The following is an 18,613-nucleotide window of genomic DNA, read 5'->3' on the forward strand; positions in this document are numbered from 1 at the left end:
GACCGTGCCTGACTTCACCATCGGCGAGCACGACTTCCTGCTCGACGGCGAACCGTTCCGCGTGCTGTCCGGCGCGCTGCACTACTTCCGCGCGCACCCCGACCACTGGGCCGACCGCATCGACAAAGCCCGCCGGATGGGCCTGAACACCATCGAGACCTACGTCGCCTGGAACGCCCACGCCCCCGAGCCGGGCACCTTCGACCTGTCCGGCGGCCTCGACCTGGGCCGGTTCCTGTGCCTGGTCGCCGACGCCGGCATGAAGGCCATCGTCCGACCCGGCCCGTACATCTGCGCGGAGTGGGACAACGGCGGCCTGCCCGCCTGGCTGTTCCGCGACCCGGACGTGGGCGTCCGCCGGGCCGAACCGCGCTACCTCGCCGCCGTCCGCGACTACCTCGACCACGTCTACGACGTCGTCGCACCACTCCAGATCCACCACGGCGGACCGGTGATCCTCGTGCAGGTCGAGAACGAGTACGGCGCCTACGGCCACGACAAGACGTACCTCAAGAGCCTGGTGGAGCACACCCGCGACGCCGGGATCACCGTGCCGCTCACCACCGTCGACCAACCCACCGACGAGATGCTCGCCGCGGGCAGCCTGGACGGGCTGCACGCCACTGCCTCGTTCGGCTCCCGCGGCGCCGAACGGCTGGCGGTGCTGCGCCGCCACCAGCCCACCGGGCCGTTGATGTGCGCCGAGTTCTGGAACGGGTGGTTCGACAACTGGGGTTCGCGCCACCACGTCACGTCCCCGGCCGACGCGGCGGCCGAACTCGACGCCGTGCTGGCGGCGGGCGCCTCGGTGAACCTCTACATGTTCCACGGCGGCACCAACTTCGGCTTCACCAACGGCGCCAACGACAAGGGCGTCTACCAGCCCACCGTCACCTCCTACGACTACGACGCCCCGCTGGACGAAGCGGGCAACCCCACCGCCAAGTACCACGCCTTCCGCGAGGTCATCGCCCGCTACCACGACGTGCCCGACGAACCACCGCCCGCCGCGAGACCGACGCCGCGGTCCACCTGCTCGACGCTCCGGAACGGTGGGGCGACTGGCAGCGCCACACGTCGCCACCAGCCTTCGACGCCCTCACCCCCCTCCCGCGCTTCGCGCTGCTGCGCACGTGGATCAACCTGACCGGGCCGGCGGTCCTGTGCTTCGGCGAGGTCCGCGACCGCGCGTCGGTGTTCCTGAACGGTCAGCCGGTCGGCACCCTGCTGCGCGAGCACCACCAGCGGGCGATCGGGCTGCGCCGGGCCGTGGGCGAACTCGTGGTGCTGGTGGAGGACGAGGGACGGGTCAACTACGGTCCGCGCATCGGTGAACCCAAGGGCGTCATCGGCGGCGTGACCCTCGACGGCGACCCCCTCGTCGGCTGGGACGTCCTGCCGCTCGACCTGAACGCGCCTCCTTCGCCGTGGCACGACGGCGTCACGCCGCTCGACGGCGCGGTCGGCGGCCCGGTGCTCGTCCGCGCGGAGTTCACCCTCGACGAACCGGCCGACCTCCACCTCGACACCGACGGCTGGGGTCGGGGCGTGGTGTGGGTCAACGGCTTGTGCCTCGGCCGCTACTCCTCGCGCGGTCCCCAGCGAACCCTGTACGCGCCGGGGCCGATCACGCGCGCGGGCGTCAACGAGCTGGTGATCTTCGAAACCGACGTGCTGACCTCCGTGACGGCCCGGTTCGCGCCGGGCCCGCTGCTCGGGCCCACCGAGTAGCGCCCTGGCCGGGACGTCCGGGCGGCCGACCGCGGCGAGTTTTCCCGGTCTGACCAACGCGTTTGTCACGCAGGTTGACAAACCTCTGGCACGGCTCTTAGCGTGGGTGAGCACGAGCGATCGGCTCGACCCCCGCACGCCGTGCAGCCGTCAAGGGAGATGCCTCGCATGCGTCTGGGAGCGCTCCCAGACGTTCGAGATCTCCCCATCAACCGTCAGTGCAGACGGAGGAGAACAGTTCGATGACCTCAGGTCCCCTTTCCCGGTGGCGCCGCGTCGCCGCCGTCGCCCTCGCGGCGGCGATGGCGACGAGCGGAGCCCTCGCCGCGGGCACCGCCCACGCGGCGGAGTACAACAGGATCCTCAACGGCACGTTCGACGACGGGAGCACCGATCCGTGGTGGTCCAACGACCAGGTGTCGCGCGCGGTGGTCAACGGTGAGATGTGCGCGACGGTCGTCGGCGGCACGTCGAACCCCTGGGACGCCCTGCTCGGCCAGAACGGCGTGCCGTTCGAATCCGGCCAGTCCTACACGATGACCTTCGACGCCCACACCACCGCGTCACGCCCGATCGCGGTCGTCATCGGCCAAGGCGTGCCGCCGTACCAGGAAATGCTCAAGCGCGAGTTCCAGCTCGGCACCACCAAGCAGCGGCACACCTTCACGTTCACCGCCACCATGGACTTCCCCGACGCGGGCAGCGGGCAGCTGAACTTCCACCTCGGCGGCCAGTCGGCCGAGAGCCGGATCTGCTTCGACAACGTGTCGCTGACCGGTGGCCTGAAGGCGCCGGGCGAGGGCTACACGCCGCCGCCCAAGAAGGTCCAGGTCAACCAGGTCGCCTACGTCCCGGGCCTGTCCAAGCAGGCCACCCTGGTGTCGTCGGCGACCACGCCGCAGACGTGGGTGCTGAAGGACTCGGCCGGGACGACGGTGGCCACCGGCCAGTCGACGCCCAAGGGCCTGGACGCCGCTTCCGGCGACTCCACGCACCTGATCGACTTCTCGTCGTTCGACACCCCGGGCGCCGGCTACACGCTCAGCGTGGGCGCGGACACCAGCTTCCCGTTCGACATCGCGACGGACCAGATCAAGAAGCTGCGGTACGACTCGCTGGCGTACTTCTACCACAACCGCAGCGGCATCCAGATCGAGGCGCAGCACGTCGGCAACGACTACGCGCGTCCCGCCGGCCACGTCGACGTCGCACCGAACAAGGGCGACAGCGCGGTGCCGTGCCGCGCATACCTCAACTGCGGCTACACGCTGGACGTGCGCGGCGGCTGGTACGACGCGGGCGACCACGGCAAGTACGTCGTCAACGGCGGCATCTCGGCGTGGCAGGTGCTCAACCAGGTTGAACATCCCGGAGAAGGCCAACGGCGTCCCGGACATCCTGGACGAGGCGCGCTGGGAGGTCGAGTTCCTGCTCAAGATGCAGGCGCCCGACGGCATGGTCCACCACAAGATGCACAGCGAGTGGTGGACCAGCCTGCCCACGCGACCCGACCAAGACCCGAACCAGCGCTTCCTCTCGGCGACCAGCACCGCGGCGACGTTGAACACGGCCGCCGTGGCGGCGCAGGCGGCGCGCATCTGGAAGACGATCGACCCGGCGTTCTCGGCGAAGGCGCTCGCGGCGGCCACCAGGGCCTACGCGGCGGCGAAGGCCAATCCGGCCAAGTTCGACAACGGCAACGACAGCGGTGGCGGCGGGTACGGCGACGACGTGCTGACCGACGAGTTCTACTGGGCCGCGGCGGAGATGTTCACCACCACCGGCGAAGCGTCCTACCGCACCGACCTGACCTCCTCGCCGCACTTCAAGGGCAAGAGCCTGAACACGCGCGGCTACGACTGGGGCGCCACCGGCCCGCTGGGCGACATCACGCTCGCCCTCGTGCCCAACGGCCTGCCCGCCGCGGACATCACGGCGATCAAGTCCGCGTTCACCGCCATCGCCGACCAGCACCTGGCGCAGCTGGCCCGCGACGGCTACCCGGCCCCGTACAACGTGGGAGACAGCGGTTACGACTGGGGCTCCAACGGCCTGGTGGCCAACAACATCTCGGTGCTGGCGCTGGCGCACGACTTCACCGGCCAGGCCAAGTACCGCGACGGCGTCTACAACGCGCTGGGCTATTTGCTGGGCCGCAACCCCATGAGCACCTCGTACGTCGCGGGCTACGGCGACCGGGCGTTCCAGAACGGCCATCACCGGTTCTGGGCCAACCAGCTCGACCCCGCCCTGCCGGTCACGGCGCCGGGCACCCTCTCCGGCGGCCCGAAGAGCGGCAGCCTGGACTCGCACGCCCAGCGCCTCGTGCCGCCCGACTGCAAGCCCCAGAAGTGCTACGTCGACCACATCCAGGCCTACACGGTCAACGAGGTCACGATCAACTGGAACTCCGCGCTCGCCTGGGTCGCCGGCTGGGCCGCGGAGAAGGCGGGCGGCACGACGCCGGTCGACACCACGGCGCCGTCGACCCCCGGCGCACCGGCCGCGTCCGACATCACCGCCACCGGCGTGAAGCTCACCTGGAGCGCGGCCGCGGACGCGGAGAGCGGCGTCAAGAACTACGACGTCGTCGCCCTCGACGGTGGCGCGCAGCGCGTCGTCACCACCGCGTCGGGCACCACCGCCACCCTGACCGGCCTGAAGCCCGACACCACCTACACGTTCGCCATCGTCGCCCGCAACGGCGCCGACCTGACGTCGGCGGCGTCGCAGACCACGGCCGTGCGGACCAAACCGGACACCACCCCGCCCGGCGGCTGCAAGATCACCTACCAGACGAACTCCTGGTCCAACGGCCTCACGGCGAGCGTCACGATCACCAACACCGGCACCACCGCGTGGAACTCGTGGACGCTGAAGTTCGCCTTCCCCGGCGACCAGAAGATCACCCACGGCTGGTCGGCCGACTGGACGCAGACCGGCGCGGACGTGACCGCCACGAACGCCTCGTGGAACGGCAACCTCGCCCCGGGCGGTTCGACCTCGATCGGGTTCAACGCCTCGCACAACGGCCAGAACCCCGATCCCACCGCGTTCGCGGTGAACGGCCAGTCCTGCGCCAAGGGCTGAACCGGTAGCAACGCCTCGAACCGGGGCCGTCGGCGCCCTCCCTCGCCGCCGGCCCCGGTTCCTCCCCGACCCCGCTCCCGGTCGTGCCCCGTGGAACCCACGGCATCCGGAGCTTCACCAACGGTGAGCGCATAGACCAGTCCTGACAAAGGCGTGAAGGGATCACCGACGTGAAAGCTGTGTTCGTGGCCGCGCTACTGCTGGCGGCTCTCGCACCACCACTCCCGGCCGCGGCGGCCGACACGTGGCTCGAAGCCGAGACCGGTGTGCTGAACGGCACCGTGGTCGAGTCGAGCCGGGAGGGTTACTCCGGCACGGGGTACGTGGCCGGGTTCGACCAGTCGACGGACAACGTCACCATCACCATCCCGGCCAGCCCAGGCGGCTTGCACGACCTGACCATCCGCTACGCCACCCCCTACGGCGCGAAGACGGCGTCGTTGTCGCTCAACGGCAGCGGTCTGGGTGACGTGTCGTTCCCCGCGATCCCGACGTTCACCACGATCCCGGCGGGCAAGGTGTTGCTGCGGCCGGGCGACAACACGCTCACCGTCACCAACAACTGGGGCTGGTACCTGATCGACGCGATCAAGGTGACGCCCAGTTCATCGCGACCGCCGCACCAGGTGACCGGTGAGCTGACCGACCCGGCCGCGACCGCCGAGGCCAAGGGCCTGATGCGGTACCTGACGGACAACTACGGCAAGAACATCCTGTCGGGGCAACAGGATCAGGCCGGCATCGACTGGGTCGAGCAGAACATCGGCAAGGCGCCCGCGGTGGGTGGCTACGACCTGATGGACTACTCGCCCAGCCGGGTGGAGCGCGGCACCGTCGGCCGGGACGTCGACCACGCCCTCGCCTACGACGCCCGTGGCGGCATCGTCACGATGGCGTGGCACTGGAACGCGCCGTCCGGTCTGATCGACCAGCCGGGCAAGGAGTGGTGGCGCGGTTTCTACACCGACGCGACGACGTTCGACGTCGCCGCCGCGCTGGCCGACCCGAACTCGACCGACCACCAGCTGCTGATCCGGGACATGGACGCGATCGCCGTGCAGCTCAAGCGCCTCGCCGACGCCAAGGTCCCCGTCCTGTGGCGACCGCTGCACGAGGCCGAGGGCGGCTGGTTCTGGTGGGGCGCCAAGGGTGCGGGTCCGGCGAAGCAGTTGTGGCGGATCCTGCACGACCGGCTGGTGAACCACCACGGCCTGCACAACCTGATCTGGGTGTGGAACTCGATCTCGCCGGACTGGTACCCCGGTGACGACGTGGTCGACGTGGTGAGCGCGGACGTCTACCTGCCGCAGGGCGACCACAGCGCGCTCGTGGGCCAGTACGACCGGCTGGTGCAGTTGGGCGGCGACAAGAAGCTGGTCGCGCTGGGCGAGGTCGGCTCCATCCCCGACCCTGACCTGATCCGCGCCTACGAGGCCCGCTGGTCCTGGTTCGTCACCTGGTCGGGCGGCTTCATCCAGGACGGCGTGACCAACCCGCGCGACTTCGTGCAGCGCGTCTACACCCACGCCAACGTCATCACCCTCGACGAGCTGCCCGACTTCAAGGACCCCGGCACCGAGCCTGAGCCCACCGGCGGCTGCGCCGCGACCATCCGCGTGACCAACCAGTGGCCCGGCGGCTACCAGGCCGAGGTCACCGTGAAGAACCAGCAGACCACGGCGGTCACCGGCTGGCAGGTCACCTGGGCCCTCACCGCCGGCCAGGGCATCCAGAACGCGTGGAACACCACCCTGACCACCTCCGGCTCGACCGTGACGGCGAAGAACGCGTCGTGGAACGGCACGATCAAACCGGGGGAGACCACCTCGTTCGGCTTCATCGGCAGCGGCACACCATCGGCGGCCGCACTGTCCTGCACCACCACCTGACCGCCCTGGCGGGTAGCCGTGGTGGGGTGCCGTCCCCACCACGGCTCTGCCGCGCGCCGGAGCTGACGCGGCCCGCCGAGACAGACCACGAGGAAACCATGACATCGCTGATCGGCGCCTACCCGGAAGGGTCCTGGCGGGACCGTCGGCTGCCGGTCCACGACCGCGTGGAAGCGCTGCTGGCGGTCATGACGCTGGAGGAGAAGGTCGACCAGCTCGGCTCGGCCTGGCGCGACCGGGCCGACGGTTCCGCGCCGGTGCACGAGGTGTTCACCGCTTCCGCGACCGACGGCGTCGACGGCGTGGTGCGGGGCGGGATCGGGCACCTCACCCGCGTGTTCGGCACCGCGCCGGTCACCGTGGTCCAGAGCATGGAGCGGTTGCGCGCGCTCCAGGAGCGGGTGGTGGCGGGCAGTCGGTTCCGCATCCCGGCGATCGTGCACGAGGAGTGCCTGACCGGGTTCGCGACCTACGGCGCGACCGTCTACCCGACGCCGTTGGCCTGGGCGGCGACCTTCGACGTGGACCTGGTGCGGGAGATGGCCGCCGCCATCGGGCGCGACCTGCGGTCGGTGGGCGTCCACCAAGGTCTGGCGCCGGTGCTGGACGTGGTGCGCGATTACCGCTCGGGTCGCGTGGAGGAGACGTTGGGCGAAGACCCGTACCTCGTCGGGCAGCTCGGCGCGGCCTACGTGCGCGGGCTGGAGGGGGCCGGGGTCATCGCCACCCTCAAGCACTTCGCCGGCTGCTCGGCCTCCCGCCACCGCGTTCCGGTCGGGATCGAGCCGTGCGAGTTGGCCGACGTCGTCGTGCCACCGTTCGAGACCGCGTTGCGCGAGGGCGGCGCCCGGTCGGTGGTGAACTCCCACACCGACGTCCACGGCGCGTCCGTCGCCGCGAACGGCCGGCTGCTGCGCGACGTGCTGCGCGGGCAGTGGGGGTTCACCGGCACGGTGGTCGCCGATCACCGCGGCATCCCGTTCCTGGCCTTCATGCACCGGGTCATCGCCGACGAGGACCACGCCGGGGCGGTCGCGCTGCGGGCGGGCATCGACGTGGAACTGCCCGACGCCTGCTGCTACGGCGGGCTCCTGGTCGAGCACGTGCGGGCCGGCACCGTGGACGAATCCCTCGTGGACGAGGCCGCACGCCGGGTGCTGCGGCAGAAGGTCGAGCTGGGGCTGCTCGACGGCGCGCCGCCCGTGCCGGCCGCCGTGGACGAGGTGGACCTCGACAGCGCCGACAACCGGTGGCTGGCCCGCACGGTCGCCGAGCGCTCGGTCGTGCTGCTGGCCAACGACCGCGCCGCGCTGCCGCTGAACCTGCCCCGCCTGAGCCGGATCGCCGTGCTGGGCCCCTGCGCGGACGACCCGCTCACGCTGCTGGGTTGCCACTCCTTTCCCCACCACCTGCCGCGCCGCCACCCCGGACGCGGCGCGGGTCTGCCCATCGCCACGATCAGGCAGCAGGTCCGGGCCGAGTTCCCGCAGTCGACGATCCACTACGCGCGGGGTGTCGAGGTCTCCGGTGGCGACAGCTCCGGCATCGCCGACGCCGTCCGCATCGCCACGCTGGCCGACGTCGCCCTGCTGTTCGTCGGCGACCGCGCCGGCCTGTTCGGCAGCGGCACGTCCGGCGAGGGCTGCGACGCCCCCGACCTGCGCCTGCCGGGGTCGCAGGGCCGCCTGGTCGACGCCGTGCTGGCCACCGGCACGCCGACCGTGCTGGTCGTGGTCTCCGGTCGGCCCTACGCCCTGGGCGACCACGTGGACCGCGCCGCCGCGGTGGTGCAGGCGTTCTTCCCCGGTGTCGAGGGCGCCTCCGCTGTCGTGGGCGTGCTGAGCGGCCGGCTCAACCCCTCCGGTCGGCTGCCCGTGCAGGTGCCCCGGCTGCCCTCGGCCTCCTCGACCTACCTCCGGCCAGACGCCCTCCCGGCGCCGCTGTACCCCTTCGGGCACGGCCTGTCCTACACGACCGTGCGGTACGAGACCCTGGCCACCGCCGACGACGAGACGCCCACGACAGGGTCGATCGACGTCGAGGTCGTCGTGCGCAACACCGGTCACCGGCCCGTGGACGAGGTCGTGCAGCTCTACGCGTCCGACCCGGTGGCCACGGTGGCGCGACCGCCGGTCCGGCTCGTCGGGTTCGCCCGGGTCGCGCTCGAACCCGGCCGGACCCGGCTGGTGGCCTTCACCGTGCCCGCCGCCGCCTTCTCCTTCACCGGCGTCGACGGCCGCCGCGTCGTCGAACCCGGCCGGATCACCCTGTCCACCGGCCCGTCCGCGGGGGAGCTGTCGCTGAGCACCGAGATCTGGTTGACCGGCGAACCGGCCCATCCCGGCCACGATCGCCGGTTGACCACCCACTACGTCGTCAACGACCTCGATCACTGAGAGATGGAGCTGAGCCATGACAACCTGGCCAACCGGTGTGCGCGGCCTGGCGTGGGGCGCCGACTACAACCCCGAGCAGTGGCCGGAGGACGTCTGGGCGGAGGACGTCGAGCTGATGCGCCGGGCCGGGGTGAACCTGGTCAGCGTCGGCATCTTCTCGTGGGCGCTGCTGGAAGTCGAGGACGGCCGCTACGAGTTCGGCCGGCTGGACCGCGTGCTCGACCTGCTGCACGACGGCGGCATCCGGGTCGACCTGGCCACCCCGACCGCCGCGCTGCCGCCGTGGCTGACCGCGGCGCACCCCGAAGTGCTGCCGGAGACCGTCGACGGCATCCGCCTCTCGCCGGGGTCGCGCCAGTCGTACTGCCCGAGCTCGCCGGTCTACCGGGCCAAGGCCGTCGCGCTGGTGCGCGCGTTGGCCGAGCGGTACCGCGACCACCCGGCGCTGGCCGCCTGGCACGTCCACAACGAGTACGGCTGCCACGTCCAGCGCTGCTACTGCGACCGGAGCGCGGTGGCGTTCCGGGACTGGCTGAAGGTCCGCCACGGCACCCTGGACGTGCTGAACGAGGCGTGGGCCACGACGTTCTGGAGCCAGCGCTACACCTCGTGGGAGCAGGTCCTGCCACCGCGCATGTCCCCCTCGCAGGTCAACCCCGGCCTCGAGCTCGACTTCGACCGGTTCTCCTCCGACGCGCTGCTGGAGCTGTTCAAGGCGGAGCGGGACGTGCTGCGGGAGGTCACCCCCGGCGTGCCGGTGACCACGAACTTCATGGCCACGTCGGGTTTCCAGGCGCTGGACTACTGGAAGTGGGCGGCCGAGGTCGACTTCGTCTCCAACGACCACTACACCCACGGCGAGGACCCGGAGCGGCACGTCGGCCTGGCGTTCTCCGCCGACCTGGTGCGGGGTCTGGCCGGCGGGCGGCCGTGGCTGCTGATGGAGCACTCCACGTCGGCGGTGGCCTGGCAGCACCGCAACATCGCGAAGCTGCCCGGCGAGCTGCGGCGCAACTCCTACGCCCACGTGGCGCACGGCGCGGACGGCACGTTGTTCTTCCAGTGGCGGCAGTCGCGGGCGGGCGCGGAGCGCTACCACTCGGCGATGGTGCCGCACGCCGGTCCGGACACGAAGGTGTACCGCGAGGTCGAGCAGGTCGGGGCCGAGTACCAGCGGATCGCCGAGCTGGTCGGCTCGACCGTGCGGGCGTCCGTCGCGATCGTCCACGACTGGCAGTCGGTGTGGGCGGTGAGCCAGCCCTCGCACCCCACCAAGGACTTCGACCACCCCCGGCACGTCCTCGCGCACTACCGCGCGTTGTGGCGGGCCGGGGTGACGGTGGATTTCGTGCCGCCGGGCGCGGACCTGTCCGGCTACCGGCTCGTGGTGCTGCCGGCGCTCTACCTGGTGGACGACGCGTCGCCGTACGAGCGGTACGTCGAGGCGGGCGGCCGGCTGCTGGTCACGTTCCTGTCCGGGATCTCCGACAGCCGCGGCCACGTGCACCTCGGCGGCTACCCCGGCGCGTTCCGGGACCTGCTCGGCGTGCGCACCGAGGAGTTCCACCCGCTGCGGGAGGCCGAGCAGGTCTCCCTGGACGACGGCTCGACGGCCGCCGTGTGGACCGAGCACCTGCACGCCACGACCGCGCAGGTGCTCGCCTCCTACGTCGACGGCCCGCTGCCCGGCGTCCCGGCCGTCACCCGCAACGACGGCGGCACCGGCGTCGCCTGGTACGTGGCGTGCGGCCTGACCGGCGACGGGCTGGACCGGCTGACCGCGACCGTCCTCGCCGACGCGGGCGTGACCGGCACGGGGTCCGCGACCGTCGAGGTCGTGCGCCGACGCGGTGAGGTGGCCGGGTCCGCCGCGTCGTGGCTGGTCGCGATCAACCACGGGGAGAGCGACGCCGAGCTGCCCGCGGTCGGTGTCGAGCTGCTGTCCGGTGAGCGGGTGGCCGGGCGGCTGGTCGTGCCTCCCGGCCACGTGGTCGTTGTCAGGGAAGAGCCGTGAACCGACCGGGGCCGATCGCGGTCAGCCTTTGATGGCGCCGGCCATGATGCCCGCGACCAGTTGCCTGCCCACGAAGACGAAGAGGATGAACAGGGGGACGGTGGAGAGCAGGGCTCCGGTGAGGATGAGCGGGTAGTCGGTGTAGTACTGCGACTGGAGTCCTTGGAGCGCCACCGGCAGGGTGGCGCTCTTGCTGTCGAGGATGATGTAGGGCCAGAAGAAGTTGGTCCAGCTGCCCACGAACGTGAACAGGAACAGCATCGCCGCGGCCGGGCGGGCGGCCGGCAGCGCGACGTGCCAGAACGTCTTGATCAGCGAGGCGCCGTCGATGCGCGCGGCGTCGATGAGCTCGTCGGGCAGCGCCCCGCGCAGGAACTGGGTCATCCAGAACACGCCGAACGCGGTGACGAGGCCGGGCAGGACGACCGCCAGCAGGCTGCCGCGCAGGTTGAGGTGGTTCATGAGCAGGAAGAGCGGGACGACGCCGATCTGGGCGGGCACGGCCATGGTGGCGACGACCGCGACCAGCAGGGCGTTGGAACCGCGGAACCGGAGCTTCGCGAAGGAGAACCCCGCCAGCGTGGAGAACAGCACGACCGCGAGCGCGGTCGTGGTCGACACGAACAGCGAGTTCAGGGCCGCGGCGACGAGGTTGATGTCGGCGGTGAGGACCCGTCGGACCGAGTCGATCAGGTTGGGGCCCACGGTGAGCGTGACGTCGTCGGAGTAGATCACGTCGTTGGTCCAGCTGCCGACCACGATGGTCCAGTAGAACGGGAACGCGCCGACCGCCGCGACGATCATGAGCGTCACATAGGTGGCCCAGCCGGGCCGCCGGGCCTCACCGAAGGTCTCGCGGCGCTTTCCCGGGCGCGACGTGACCCGTCGGGCTCCGGTTCCGAGGGTCGTGGTCATCGCTTGACTCCGTTCTCCGATGCGATCTTCCGGGCGATCAGGAAGTTGACCAGTCCGATGAGGACGATCAGGAGGAGGAGCAGCCAGGCGATCGCGGCGGAGCGGCCGAGGTTGGCCTGGCGCCAGCCGACTTCCCACAGGTACAGCGTGATCGTCTTCCACTGGCCGTCGGCGCCGCCAACGGGTCCGTTGCCGCCGGCGCCGCCGAACATGCGGGCTTCGTCGAAGATCTGCAGGTTCCCGATGGTGGTGGTGATGATCACGAAGATGAGCGTCGGGCGCAGCATCGGGATGGTCACCGAGAAGAAGCGGCGCACCCGGGTCGCGCCGTCGATGCTCGCCGCCTCGTACAGGTCACGGGGGATCGCCTGCATGCCGGCGAGCAGGATGAGCGCGTTGTAGCCGGTCCAGCGGAACGAGACCATGGTGGAGATCGCGATGTGGCTGGCCGTCGAGGAGCCGGTCCACTGGACCTCCGGCAGGCCGACGGTGGCGAGGAGGTTGTTGACGAGCCCGAACTGGTTGCCGAACAGGTTGGAGAAGATGATCGCCACCGCGACCGGGGCGGCCACGTAGGGCAGCAGGACGGCCATCCGCCAGAACGTCCCGGCCCGCAGGTTCGCGTCCAGCACCGCCGCGATGAACATCGCCGCGATCAGCTGCGGCACCGCGGTGAACACGAAGATCGACAGGGTGTTGAACACCGATTTCCAGAACATGCCCTGGCCGAGGACCGCGGTGAAGTTGGCCAGGCCGACGAAGTCGCCCTGCCCGCCGATGGTGTGCCACTCGTGCAGGGCGACCCAGCCGGTGTAGAGCATCGGCGCGAGCCCGAACAGCAAGAACAGGATGAAGAACGGCGCGATGTAGAGGTACGGCGATACCCGCAGGTCGAGTCCGGCGGTCGTGACCCGCCGCCTGGGGCCGCCGCGCGGGTGCCGGCGTTCCGGTGCGGGCGCGGCGGCTCCGGTCCCTGTCGCCGGGTCGTGCGTGGTTGTCATCAGAGGTTCCGTTTCCGTGTCGTCTCCGGCGGGGCCGGGCCGTGCCGACCCGGCCCGCCTGTCCCGTCAGTTGAGCGACTTGAGCTCGGAGAGGACCTGCGCCCAGGACTGGTCGATGCTCTGCGACTTGTCCACGTCGACCCGGTTGAGACCGGCGACGACGACGTCGTGGACCTTCTTGTAGTTCGGGCCCTTGAACGGGACGACCTTCACCGCCGCGGCACGATCGGCCCAGATTTGGCCGGTCGGCGCGTTGTCGAAGAACGGGTTGGTGAGCGGCAGGAGCTTCGGGGAGTTCATCGCCTCGACCTGGCTCGGAGTGCCGCCGCCGCTCTTCACGGCCTGGTCCAGCGTCACCTCGGCGGAGGTGAGGTAGGCGGCCAGGTCCTTGGCCTCCTCGGGGTGCTCGCACTGGACCGGGACGGAGAGGTAGGAACCGCCCCAGTTGCCGCCGCCGCCGGGGAAGACGTTCGCGATGTCCCAGCCGACGAAGCCCTCACCCGAGTTGCTCTTGATCGTGCCCGCCATCCACGACGGCGCCAGCACGACGGCGAAGGTGTCGTTGCGCTTGAAGGAGGCGTTCCAGTCCGAGGACCACTGCGTCAGACCCGCGGACTGCTGCTGCTCGGCGCCGTGCTGGAGCACGGTCCGGAAGATCCGCTCGACCTCGGAGCCGGCGAGGTCCTTGCGCGTGCCGTCCGCGTTCTCGTAGGCGTGCTCGACCTGGTTGACCATGGCGGTGTAGGCGCCCTGCACCGACTCGAACCAGGCCGCGTCGGACTTCGCCGTGAACTCCGCGCCGACTTCGTAGAACCGTTGCCAGGTCGCGTTGTCGCCGCCGAGGTACTGGGCGACCGTCTCGCGGTCGGACGGCAGACCGGCCGCCTTGAACAGGTCGGCGCGGTACGCGACGGCCTGCGGGCCGATGTCGGTGCCGTAGCCGATGAGCTTGCCGTCCTTTGTGGTCGCCATGTCGGACTTCCAGTCGAACCACCGGTCCTTCAGCCCGGGGTCGGACAGGTCGACGAAGCGGTCGGAGAACTGCTTGAACTCCCCGAGCCAGTCGACTTCCAGCGCTTCGACGCAGGCCAGACCGGAGTCCTGGCCGACGAAGTTGAGCAGCTTCTCCCGCTGGTCGTCGCCGCCTCCGGAGGTCTCGTACTCGACGGTGACGTTGGGGTGCTCAGCCTCCCACTGCTCGATGTAGGGCGCGTACCCCCAGTCGCCGAACGTGGCGACCTCCAGGACGATCTTGCCGTCCGCCGGCGACTTGGACCCGTCGGTCGAGCAGCTCGCGAGGACGAGAGCGGCGGCGACGGCGGCCGCCGTGCGGTTGAGCATCATTGTTCTCATCGGGTTCTTTCGTGGTGAGAGGATCGACGCCGGACGGGATCGCTCGCGCCGGGCATGGTGGATTCGGCTCCCTCCGTCGTGAAGGAGCCGTGCTCAGGTGTCAGGCAGCCGTGCGGGAAACCGGGTCGGCTCGGCGAACCCGGCGTTCCAGTGGTGCGCGACCGACTCCGGAAGTCCGCCTCTCAGGCCGTCTCCGGGGCGCGATCGGTCAGCTCGTCGGTCGTGACGTCGGCGCACCCGTCGACGCGGCACATCCGCGGAGCGCGGCCTTCGAGTTCTGCGGCGAGGCAGGCAGGTAGTCCTCATAGGACGGCTTCCCCGTGGCGGGGAACAGCTCGGCTGCCATGGTGCTTCCTTTCACGTCCGCCGCCACGACGGGCCGCCACGACGTGGGGCGCCCGCGATCGTGGTCGTCGGCGAGACCAAGCGGTGTCGACGGTGACCCGAACTTGACGTCGTGTAGGTTACGTACCCGCGGCCAGTTTGCCAACCTGCGTGACTAACTAATATCGCCGGTCGGCACACACGCCCTGGCGACCTGGCACTTCACCGACCGCACCACGCGCTACCGGTACCGACCTGTGACATATGGAGGAAGCACGGCATGGCGAGCCTCCCGACGGCGCCGGCCTCGAACCCGACCTCGTGGCCCGCCTTGAACAGCGGGGAGCGGGGCGCCCTGCGCGAGCTGCTGGTCCACGGTCCGATGCCCCGGGCCGAGATCGCCCGCCGGCTCGGCATCTCGCGCACGAGCCTCACCCGCGTGACCCGCGAACTCGTGGAGCACGGCCTGGTGTCCGGAGGGGCCGCGGAGCTCAGCGGTACGGCCGGCCGGCCCGGGGAACTGCTCCACATCCGCCCGCCGGGACGCAGTTTCCTCGGCGTCAACCTCACGTCGGACCGCCTCTTCGCCGCCGTCACCGACCTGGAGGCCCGCGTGCTCGTCTCCCACGACGAGGCCTTGGACTCGGAAGACGTCGAGGGCGCCATCGCCCAGATCGGCCGCGTTCGCGAACGCCTCGTGGAGGGCCGTCCCGACATCGCGGCGGCGGGGATCGCCCTCGCCGGCGACGTGGTCACCTCGACCGGTCGCCAGGTCGTCACGGAGTCGCCGTTCCTCGGCTGGCGCCAGATCCCCTTGGCCGAGCTGGCCGAACAGCGGCTCGGCGTGCCGGTCGCGACCGAGAACGACGTGCGCTGCCTGACCGCGGCCGAGCACTGGTTCGGTGTGGGCGCCGGGTTCGACTCGATGGCGCTGATCACCGTCGGCGTCGGCATCGGCTTCGGCCTGGTGGTGGACGACAAGGTCGTCACCGGGGGCCACGGCAAGGCCGGCCGCCTCGACCACCTGCCGATCGACCGCAACGGCCCCCTCTGCGAGTACGGCCACCGCGGCTGCGTCACCGCGTTCCTGCCCAACGCCGCCATCGTCGGAGCCATGCGCACCCCGAACCTCGACTACGAGACCGTCGTCGCCTTGGCGCGAAGCGGCGACCCAGCGGCCGTGCGCGCCTTCCGCGACGCCGCCTACGCCCTCGGCGTCCTCGTCGCGACCCTCGCCAACACCTTCGACCCGGAAAAGATCGTGATCACCGGCGAAGGCATCCCGGTAGCCGACCTGGCCCGCTCCGAACTGGACTCCGCGATCGCCGCGACCCTGCACCCCACCGCCACCCCGGTGGCCCTCGACATCCAACCGTTCGAGTTCACCGAGTGGGCCCGGGCCGCAGCCGTCCTCGCCATCAGGGACTGCCTCCAGTTCTGACCGACCGCGGACTTTCCACCGGCCGAACCCCGCAACCCAACCCGCCAATCAGCGCCGCACGGTTACAAACGATCCGGCTCGCCATCGTGGACCGTCGCCGCCCGCATCGCGTGCTGAACGACCTCCCAACCGTTCCACGGAACCGAAACTCCTCGGTCGGCGTAGTACCTCTCACTGTCCTCCAGCCACGCCGACAACGACCCGAGGTAGTCCGGCAGCGAGTGGTTGTCCCAGTTCGCAGGCGGCCCGTCGGACCAGTCCGCCACCAACGCCCGCACCACCGCCACCAACCGATCCTTGTGCCGCACCGCCGGCGCCGACGGACAACCGGCCACCCCGCAGTCCTCGTCAGGATCCGCGTTCTCACCACCCATCCCGTGCTCGAACTCGTAGTGGAAGCACACGTAGTGCATCCCCTCGAGCACCTCGTAGTACTCCCGCCCCACCCGCACCGACCGACCACACCGCCGACACGTCGGGAAGCTGCTGCTCTCGTCAGACACCAACGGATCATCGCAGCCCACGACCTGCCAGTCAGCCCGAATACCGCCGACTGCCAGCCCACACGCATGCGACGCCGCGCGTCGGTCGACGCGACCGACTCGATGCGCGGCGTGCGTCAGCTTGTCATCAGTGGCGCGGTGGCTTGCCCGGCCTTGGCCAGGATGCGTGCGGCGTCGGCGTCTTTGGGGCCGTAGAACGTCATCCTGGCGAGGATGTCGGCCTTGCTCATGACGAGCTGGCAGATCCGCATGAGCTCGTAGGTGTAGCAGACCCCGAACTGGGCGTCGACGCCGAGCGGCGGTAGGTCGAGTTCGCGTTCAGGGGTGTACGGGCCTTCGTCGCCGAACATGAACGGTTGGCATTCCAACGCTTTGCGGGCGTGCTGCACCGTCTCCGCGGCGGCGGCGACCCGGCGGTAGGACACGCGGAACTGTTCGACGTAGGAGAACGCGGGCTTGTTGAACCACGAGGTGGACAGCCGCGTCATGGACATGGCGCCGTCGGTGGGCAACTCGGTCGGGCACAGCACGACCGAGTAGTTCTTCTGCTCGGACGAGTCCTCCCGCGTGAAGCCGAGCGGGACGAGCACGTCGTCGGGCAACTGGACCTTCACGAGCCGCGCCTCGATGAGGGCGGGGTCGGGCGCCGCCGGCGTGCTGCTGGTGGTCGTGGTGGTGGCCGGTGTGGTGCTCGACGGTGGTGCGGCTACCGGTGCGGTCGAGCACCCGGCCAGCAGGACGGTCGCGAGGATGATCCCCCCAATTCGCATGGGCGGGGACGATAACAGGCACGGGCAGTCACGATCGTCGCTGGTAGACGGCACCATTCGGGTGAGGCACTGATCACGTGGCTGCCCGGTGATCATTGGGCCGTTCGGCCGCTGTGCCGGGGTGGTTGAACGGTCATGATTCCTCCTCGGGTCGGGGGACTCAGCACAACGCCGCGTGGCATGCGGTTCGGGGGGCTCTTCGTGTCGTCGCGCGTTCGTGCGCGTGGGTTCGGCCTGCGCGTTTTCGGTGCTGGGGTTGCTGTGGCGGTCTTCGGGGGTGTGTTGACCGCACCGCCGGCGGTGGCGGAGGTTCCTGGTTCGGCTCCGGATGAGGCGACGGCGTCGCGGTACGCCGAGGCGCGTGGTGAGCCGGTGCTGGTGGAGTCGGCGACCACGGAGACCGACGAGTTGACGGCGAACCCGGACGGCTCGTTCACGTTCAGGCAGCACGCTCAGCCGGTGCGGGTGCGGCGTGGTGACGACTGGGTGCCGGTGGACCTGTCGTTGGAGCGTCGCCCGGATGGTTCGTTCGGGCCGAAGGCGGCCCCTCTCGACGTGGTGTTCTCGCCCGGTGGCCCGGGGTCGGCCGATGACGCGGTCGCCCGGGTGGTGCGCGGGGAGAACGAGGTCGGGCTCGGCTGGGGGCGTGACCTGCCGCCTGCTGTGGTGGACGGGACTTCGTTGACGTACCCGGAGGTGCTGCCGGGGGTGGACCTGAAGGTCGACGTGACGATCAACGGGTTCACCGAGGTCCTGGTGGTGAAGACGGCGCAGGCCGGGGCGAGCGCGGAGTTGGAGCGGATCGCGTTCCGCACGCACGCCGAGAACGTGCGGGTGTACGACGGTCCGGGGCCGGGCGGTGACCTGATGGTCAGGAACGAGTCCGGGACACCGGTGTTCTCCGGTGATGCCTCGTCGATGTGGGACTCCTCCGGTGGTGACGGGGAGAACCACACCGAAGGGCCGGCGGACGGGGACCGCAGGGCGCAGATGGGGGTGGAGGTCGGTGCGGACACGGTGACGGTGTTGCCGGACCAGGAGTTCCTGGCCGATCCCGACACGACGTATCCGGTGGTGATCGACCCGGGGGACTTGACCCTGGATGTTGGACACGGGGTTATGCGGCTGAGGTCAGCGTAACCGGTGTTGGTAGCAGGCTGTTCTCGTAGTCGATCGGGGACATCTG

General features: G+C 70.4%; 14 protein-coding genes and 1 pseudogene. 8 read left to right on the plus strand and 7 right to left on the minus strand.

What is annotated here, in order from left to right:
• Window positions 1–4: 4 nt before the first annotated feature.
• Together ADK67_RS40690 and ADK67_RS54275 are read left to right on the plus strand one after the other, a co-directional pair.
• A complete protein-coding gene (locus ADK67_RS40690; protein WP_231648601.1) occupies window positions 5–1,147 on the plus strand; it encodes a glycoside hydrolase family 35 protein in 1,143 nt (380 codons plus the stop codon).
• Window positions 1,148–1,161: 14 nt separating this feature from the next.
• Window positions 1,162–1,731, plus strand: coding sequence for a hypothetical protein (locus tag ADK67_RS54275; protein ID WP_331459387.1), 570 nt, complete (start codon window positions 1,162–1,164; stop codon window positions 1,729–1,731).
• A 208-nt stretch (window positions 1,732–1,939) separates the two neighbouring features.
• On the opposite strand, the gene ADK67_RS54280 is transcribed toward ADK67_RS54275, so the two are convergent.
• Window positions 1,940–2,200, minus strand: coding sequence for a hypothetical protein (locus ADK67_RS54280; protein ID WP_231648605.1), 261 nt, complete (start codon window positions 2,198–2,200; stop codon window positions 1,940–1,942).
• On the opposite strand from ADK67_RS54280, the pseudogene ADK67_RS40695 reads away from it, so the two are divergent.
• The 4 genes and pseudogenes from ADK67_RS40695 to ADK67_RS40710 all read left to right on the plus strand — a co-directional run bounded on the left by ADK67_RS40695 (window position 2,091) and on the right by ADK67_RS40710 (window position 11,120).
• Window positions 2,091–4,821: pseudogene (locus ADK67_RS40695) on the plus strand (glycoside hydrolase family 9 protein). The gene ADK67_RS54280 and the pseudogene ADK67_RS40695 sit on opposite strands and share 110 nt — an antisense overlap.
• Window positions 4,822–4,991: 170 nt before the next feature.
• The gene (locus ADK67_RS40700) at window positions 4,992–6,710 is read left to right on the plus strand and encodes a glycosyl hydrolase (protein ID WP_197289859.1); all 1,719 of its coding nucleotides are present in this window, start codon (window positions 4,992–4,994) and stop codon (window positions 6,708–6,710) included.
• 98 nt (window positions 6,711–6,808) lie between these two features.
• Window positions 6,809–9,106: a glycoside hydrolase family 3 N-terminal domain-containing protein gene (locus tag ADK67_RS40705; RefSeq protein WP_053721929.1), complete on the plus strand. Its 2,298-nt coding sequence runs from the start codon at window positions 6,809–6,811 to the stop codon at window positions 9,104–9,106.
• Between the two features lie 16 nt (window positions 9,107–9,122).
• Window positions 9,123–11,120 (plus strand): beta-galactosidase, encoded by a 1,998-nt coding sequence (locus tag ADK67_RS40710; protein ID WP_053721930.1) that lies wholly within the window; start codon window positions 9,123–9,125, stop codon window positions 11,118–11,120.
• 21 nt (window positions 11,121–11,141) lie between these two features.
• Here the strand turns inward: ADK67_RS40710 and ADK67_RS40715 are convergent, their stop codons facing one another.
• The 4 genes from ADK67_RS40715 to ADK67_RS51725 form a co-directional block, all read right to left on the minus strand.
• Complete coding sequence (locus ADK67_RS40715) at window positions 11,142–12,035, minus strand: carbohydrate ABC transporter permease (protein WP_053721931.1); 894 nt, start codon at window positions 12,033–12,035, stop codon at window positions 11,142–11,144.
• Entirely contained in the window at window positions 12,032–13,036 is a 1,005-nt protein-coding gene (locus tag ADK67_RS40720) for a carbohydrate ABC transporter permease (RefSeq protein ID WP_053721932.1), read from the minus strand. The genes ADK67_RS40715 and ADK67_RS40720 overlap by 4 nt, the downstream gene beginning before the upstream one ends.
• Before the next feature lie 66 nt (window positions 13,037–13,102).
• Complete coding sequence (locus ADK67_RS40725; protein ID WP_082404566.1) at window positions 13,103–14,377, minus strand: ABC transporter substrate-binding protein; 1,275 nt, start codon at window positions 14,375–14,377, stop codon at window positions 13,103–13,105.
• Between the two features lie 220 nt (window positions 14,378–14,597).
• Window positions 14,598–14,735 (minus strand): hypothetical protein, encoded by a 138-nt coding sequence (locus ADK67_RS51725; protein ID WP_157621445.1) that lies wholly within the window; start codon window positions 14,733–14,735, stop codon window positions 14,598–14,600.
• Window positions 14,736–14,993: 258 nt separating this feature from the next.
• Here ADK67_RS51725 and ADK67_RS40730 point away from each other — a divergent pair, with 258 nt between their 5' ends.
• Window positions 14,994–16,154, plus strand: a complete 1,161-nt coding sequence (locus ADK67_RS40730) for an ROK family transcriptional regulator (protein WP_053721934.1) — start codon at window positions 14,994–14,996, stop codon at window positions 16,152–16,154.
• Window positions 16,155–16,216: 62 nt separating this feature from the next.
• Here ADK67_RS40730 and ADK67_RS40735 read toward each other — a convergent pair whose 3' ends face one another.
• Together ADK67_RS40735 and ADK67_RS40740 are read right to left on the minus strand one after the other, a co-directional pair.
• Window positions 16,217–16,657 carry a DUF7660 family protein gene (locus ADK67_RS40735; RefSeq protein ID WP_157621447.1) on the minus strand — a complete coding sequence of 147 codons (441 nt, stop codon included), beginning with the start codon at window positions 16,655–16,657 and terminating at the stop codon, window positions 16,217–16,219.
• Window positions 16,658–16,773: 116 nt separating this feature from the next.
• Entirely contained in the window at window positions 16,774–17,427 is a 654-nt protein-coding gene (locus ADK67_RS40740) for a hypothetical protein (protein ID WP_053721936.1), read from the minus strand.
• A 282-nt stretch (window positions 17,428–17,709) separates the two neighbouring features.
• On the opposite strand from ADK67_RS40740, the gene ADK67_RS40745 reads away from it, so the two are divergent.
• Window positions 17,710–18,567, plus strand: coding sequence for a hypothetical protein (locus tag ADK67_RS40745; RefSeq protein WP_157621449.1), 858 nt, complete (start codon window positions 17,710–17,712; stop codon window positions 18,565–18,567).
• Window positions 18,568–18,613: the final 46 nt, after the last annotated feature.

This window comes from Saccharothrix sp. NRRL B-16348, assembly GCF_001280085.1.
In the GTDB taxonomy this organism is placed as follows: domain Bacteria; phylum Actinomycetota; class Actinomycetes; order Mycobacteriales; family Pseudonocardiaceae; genus Actinosynnema.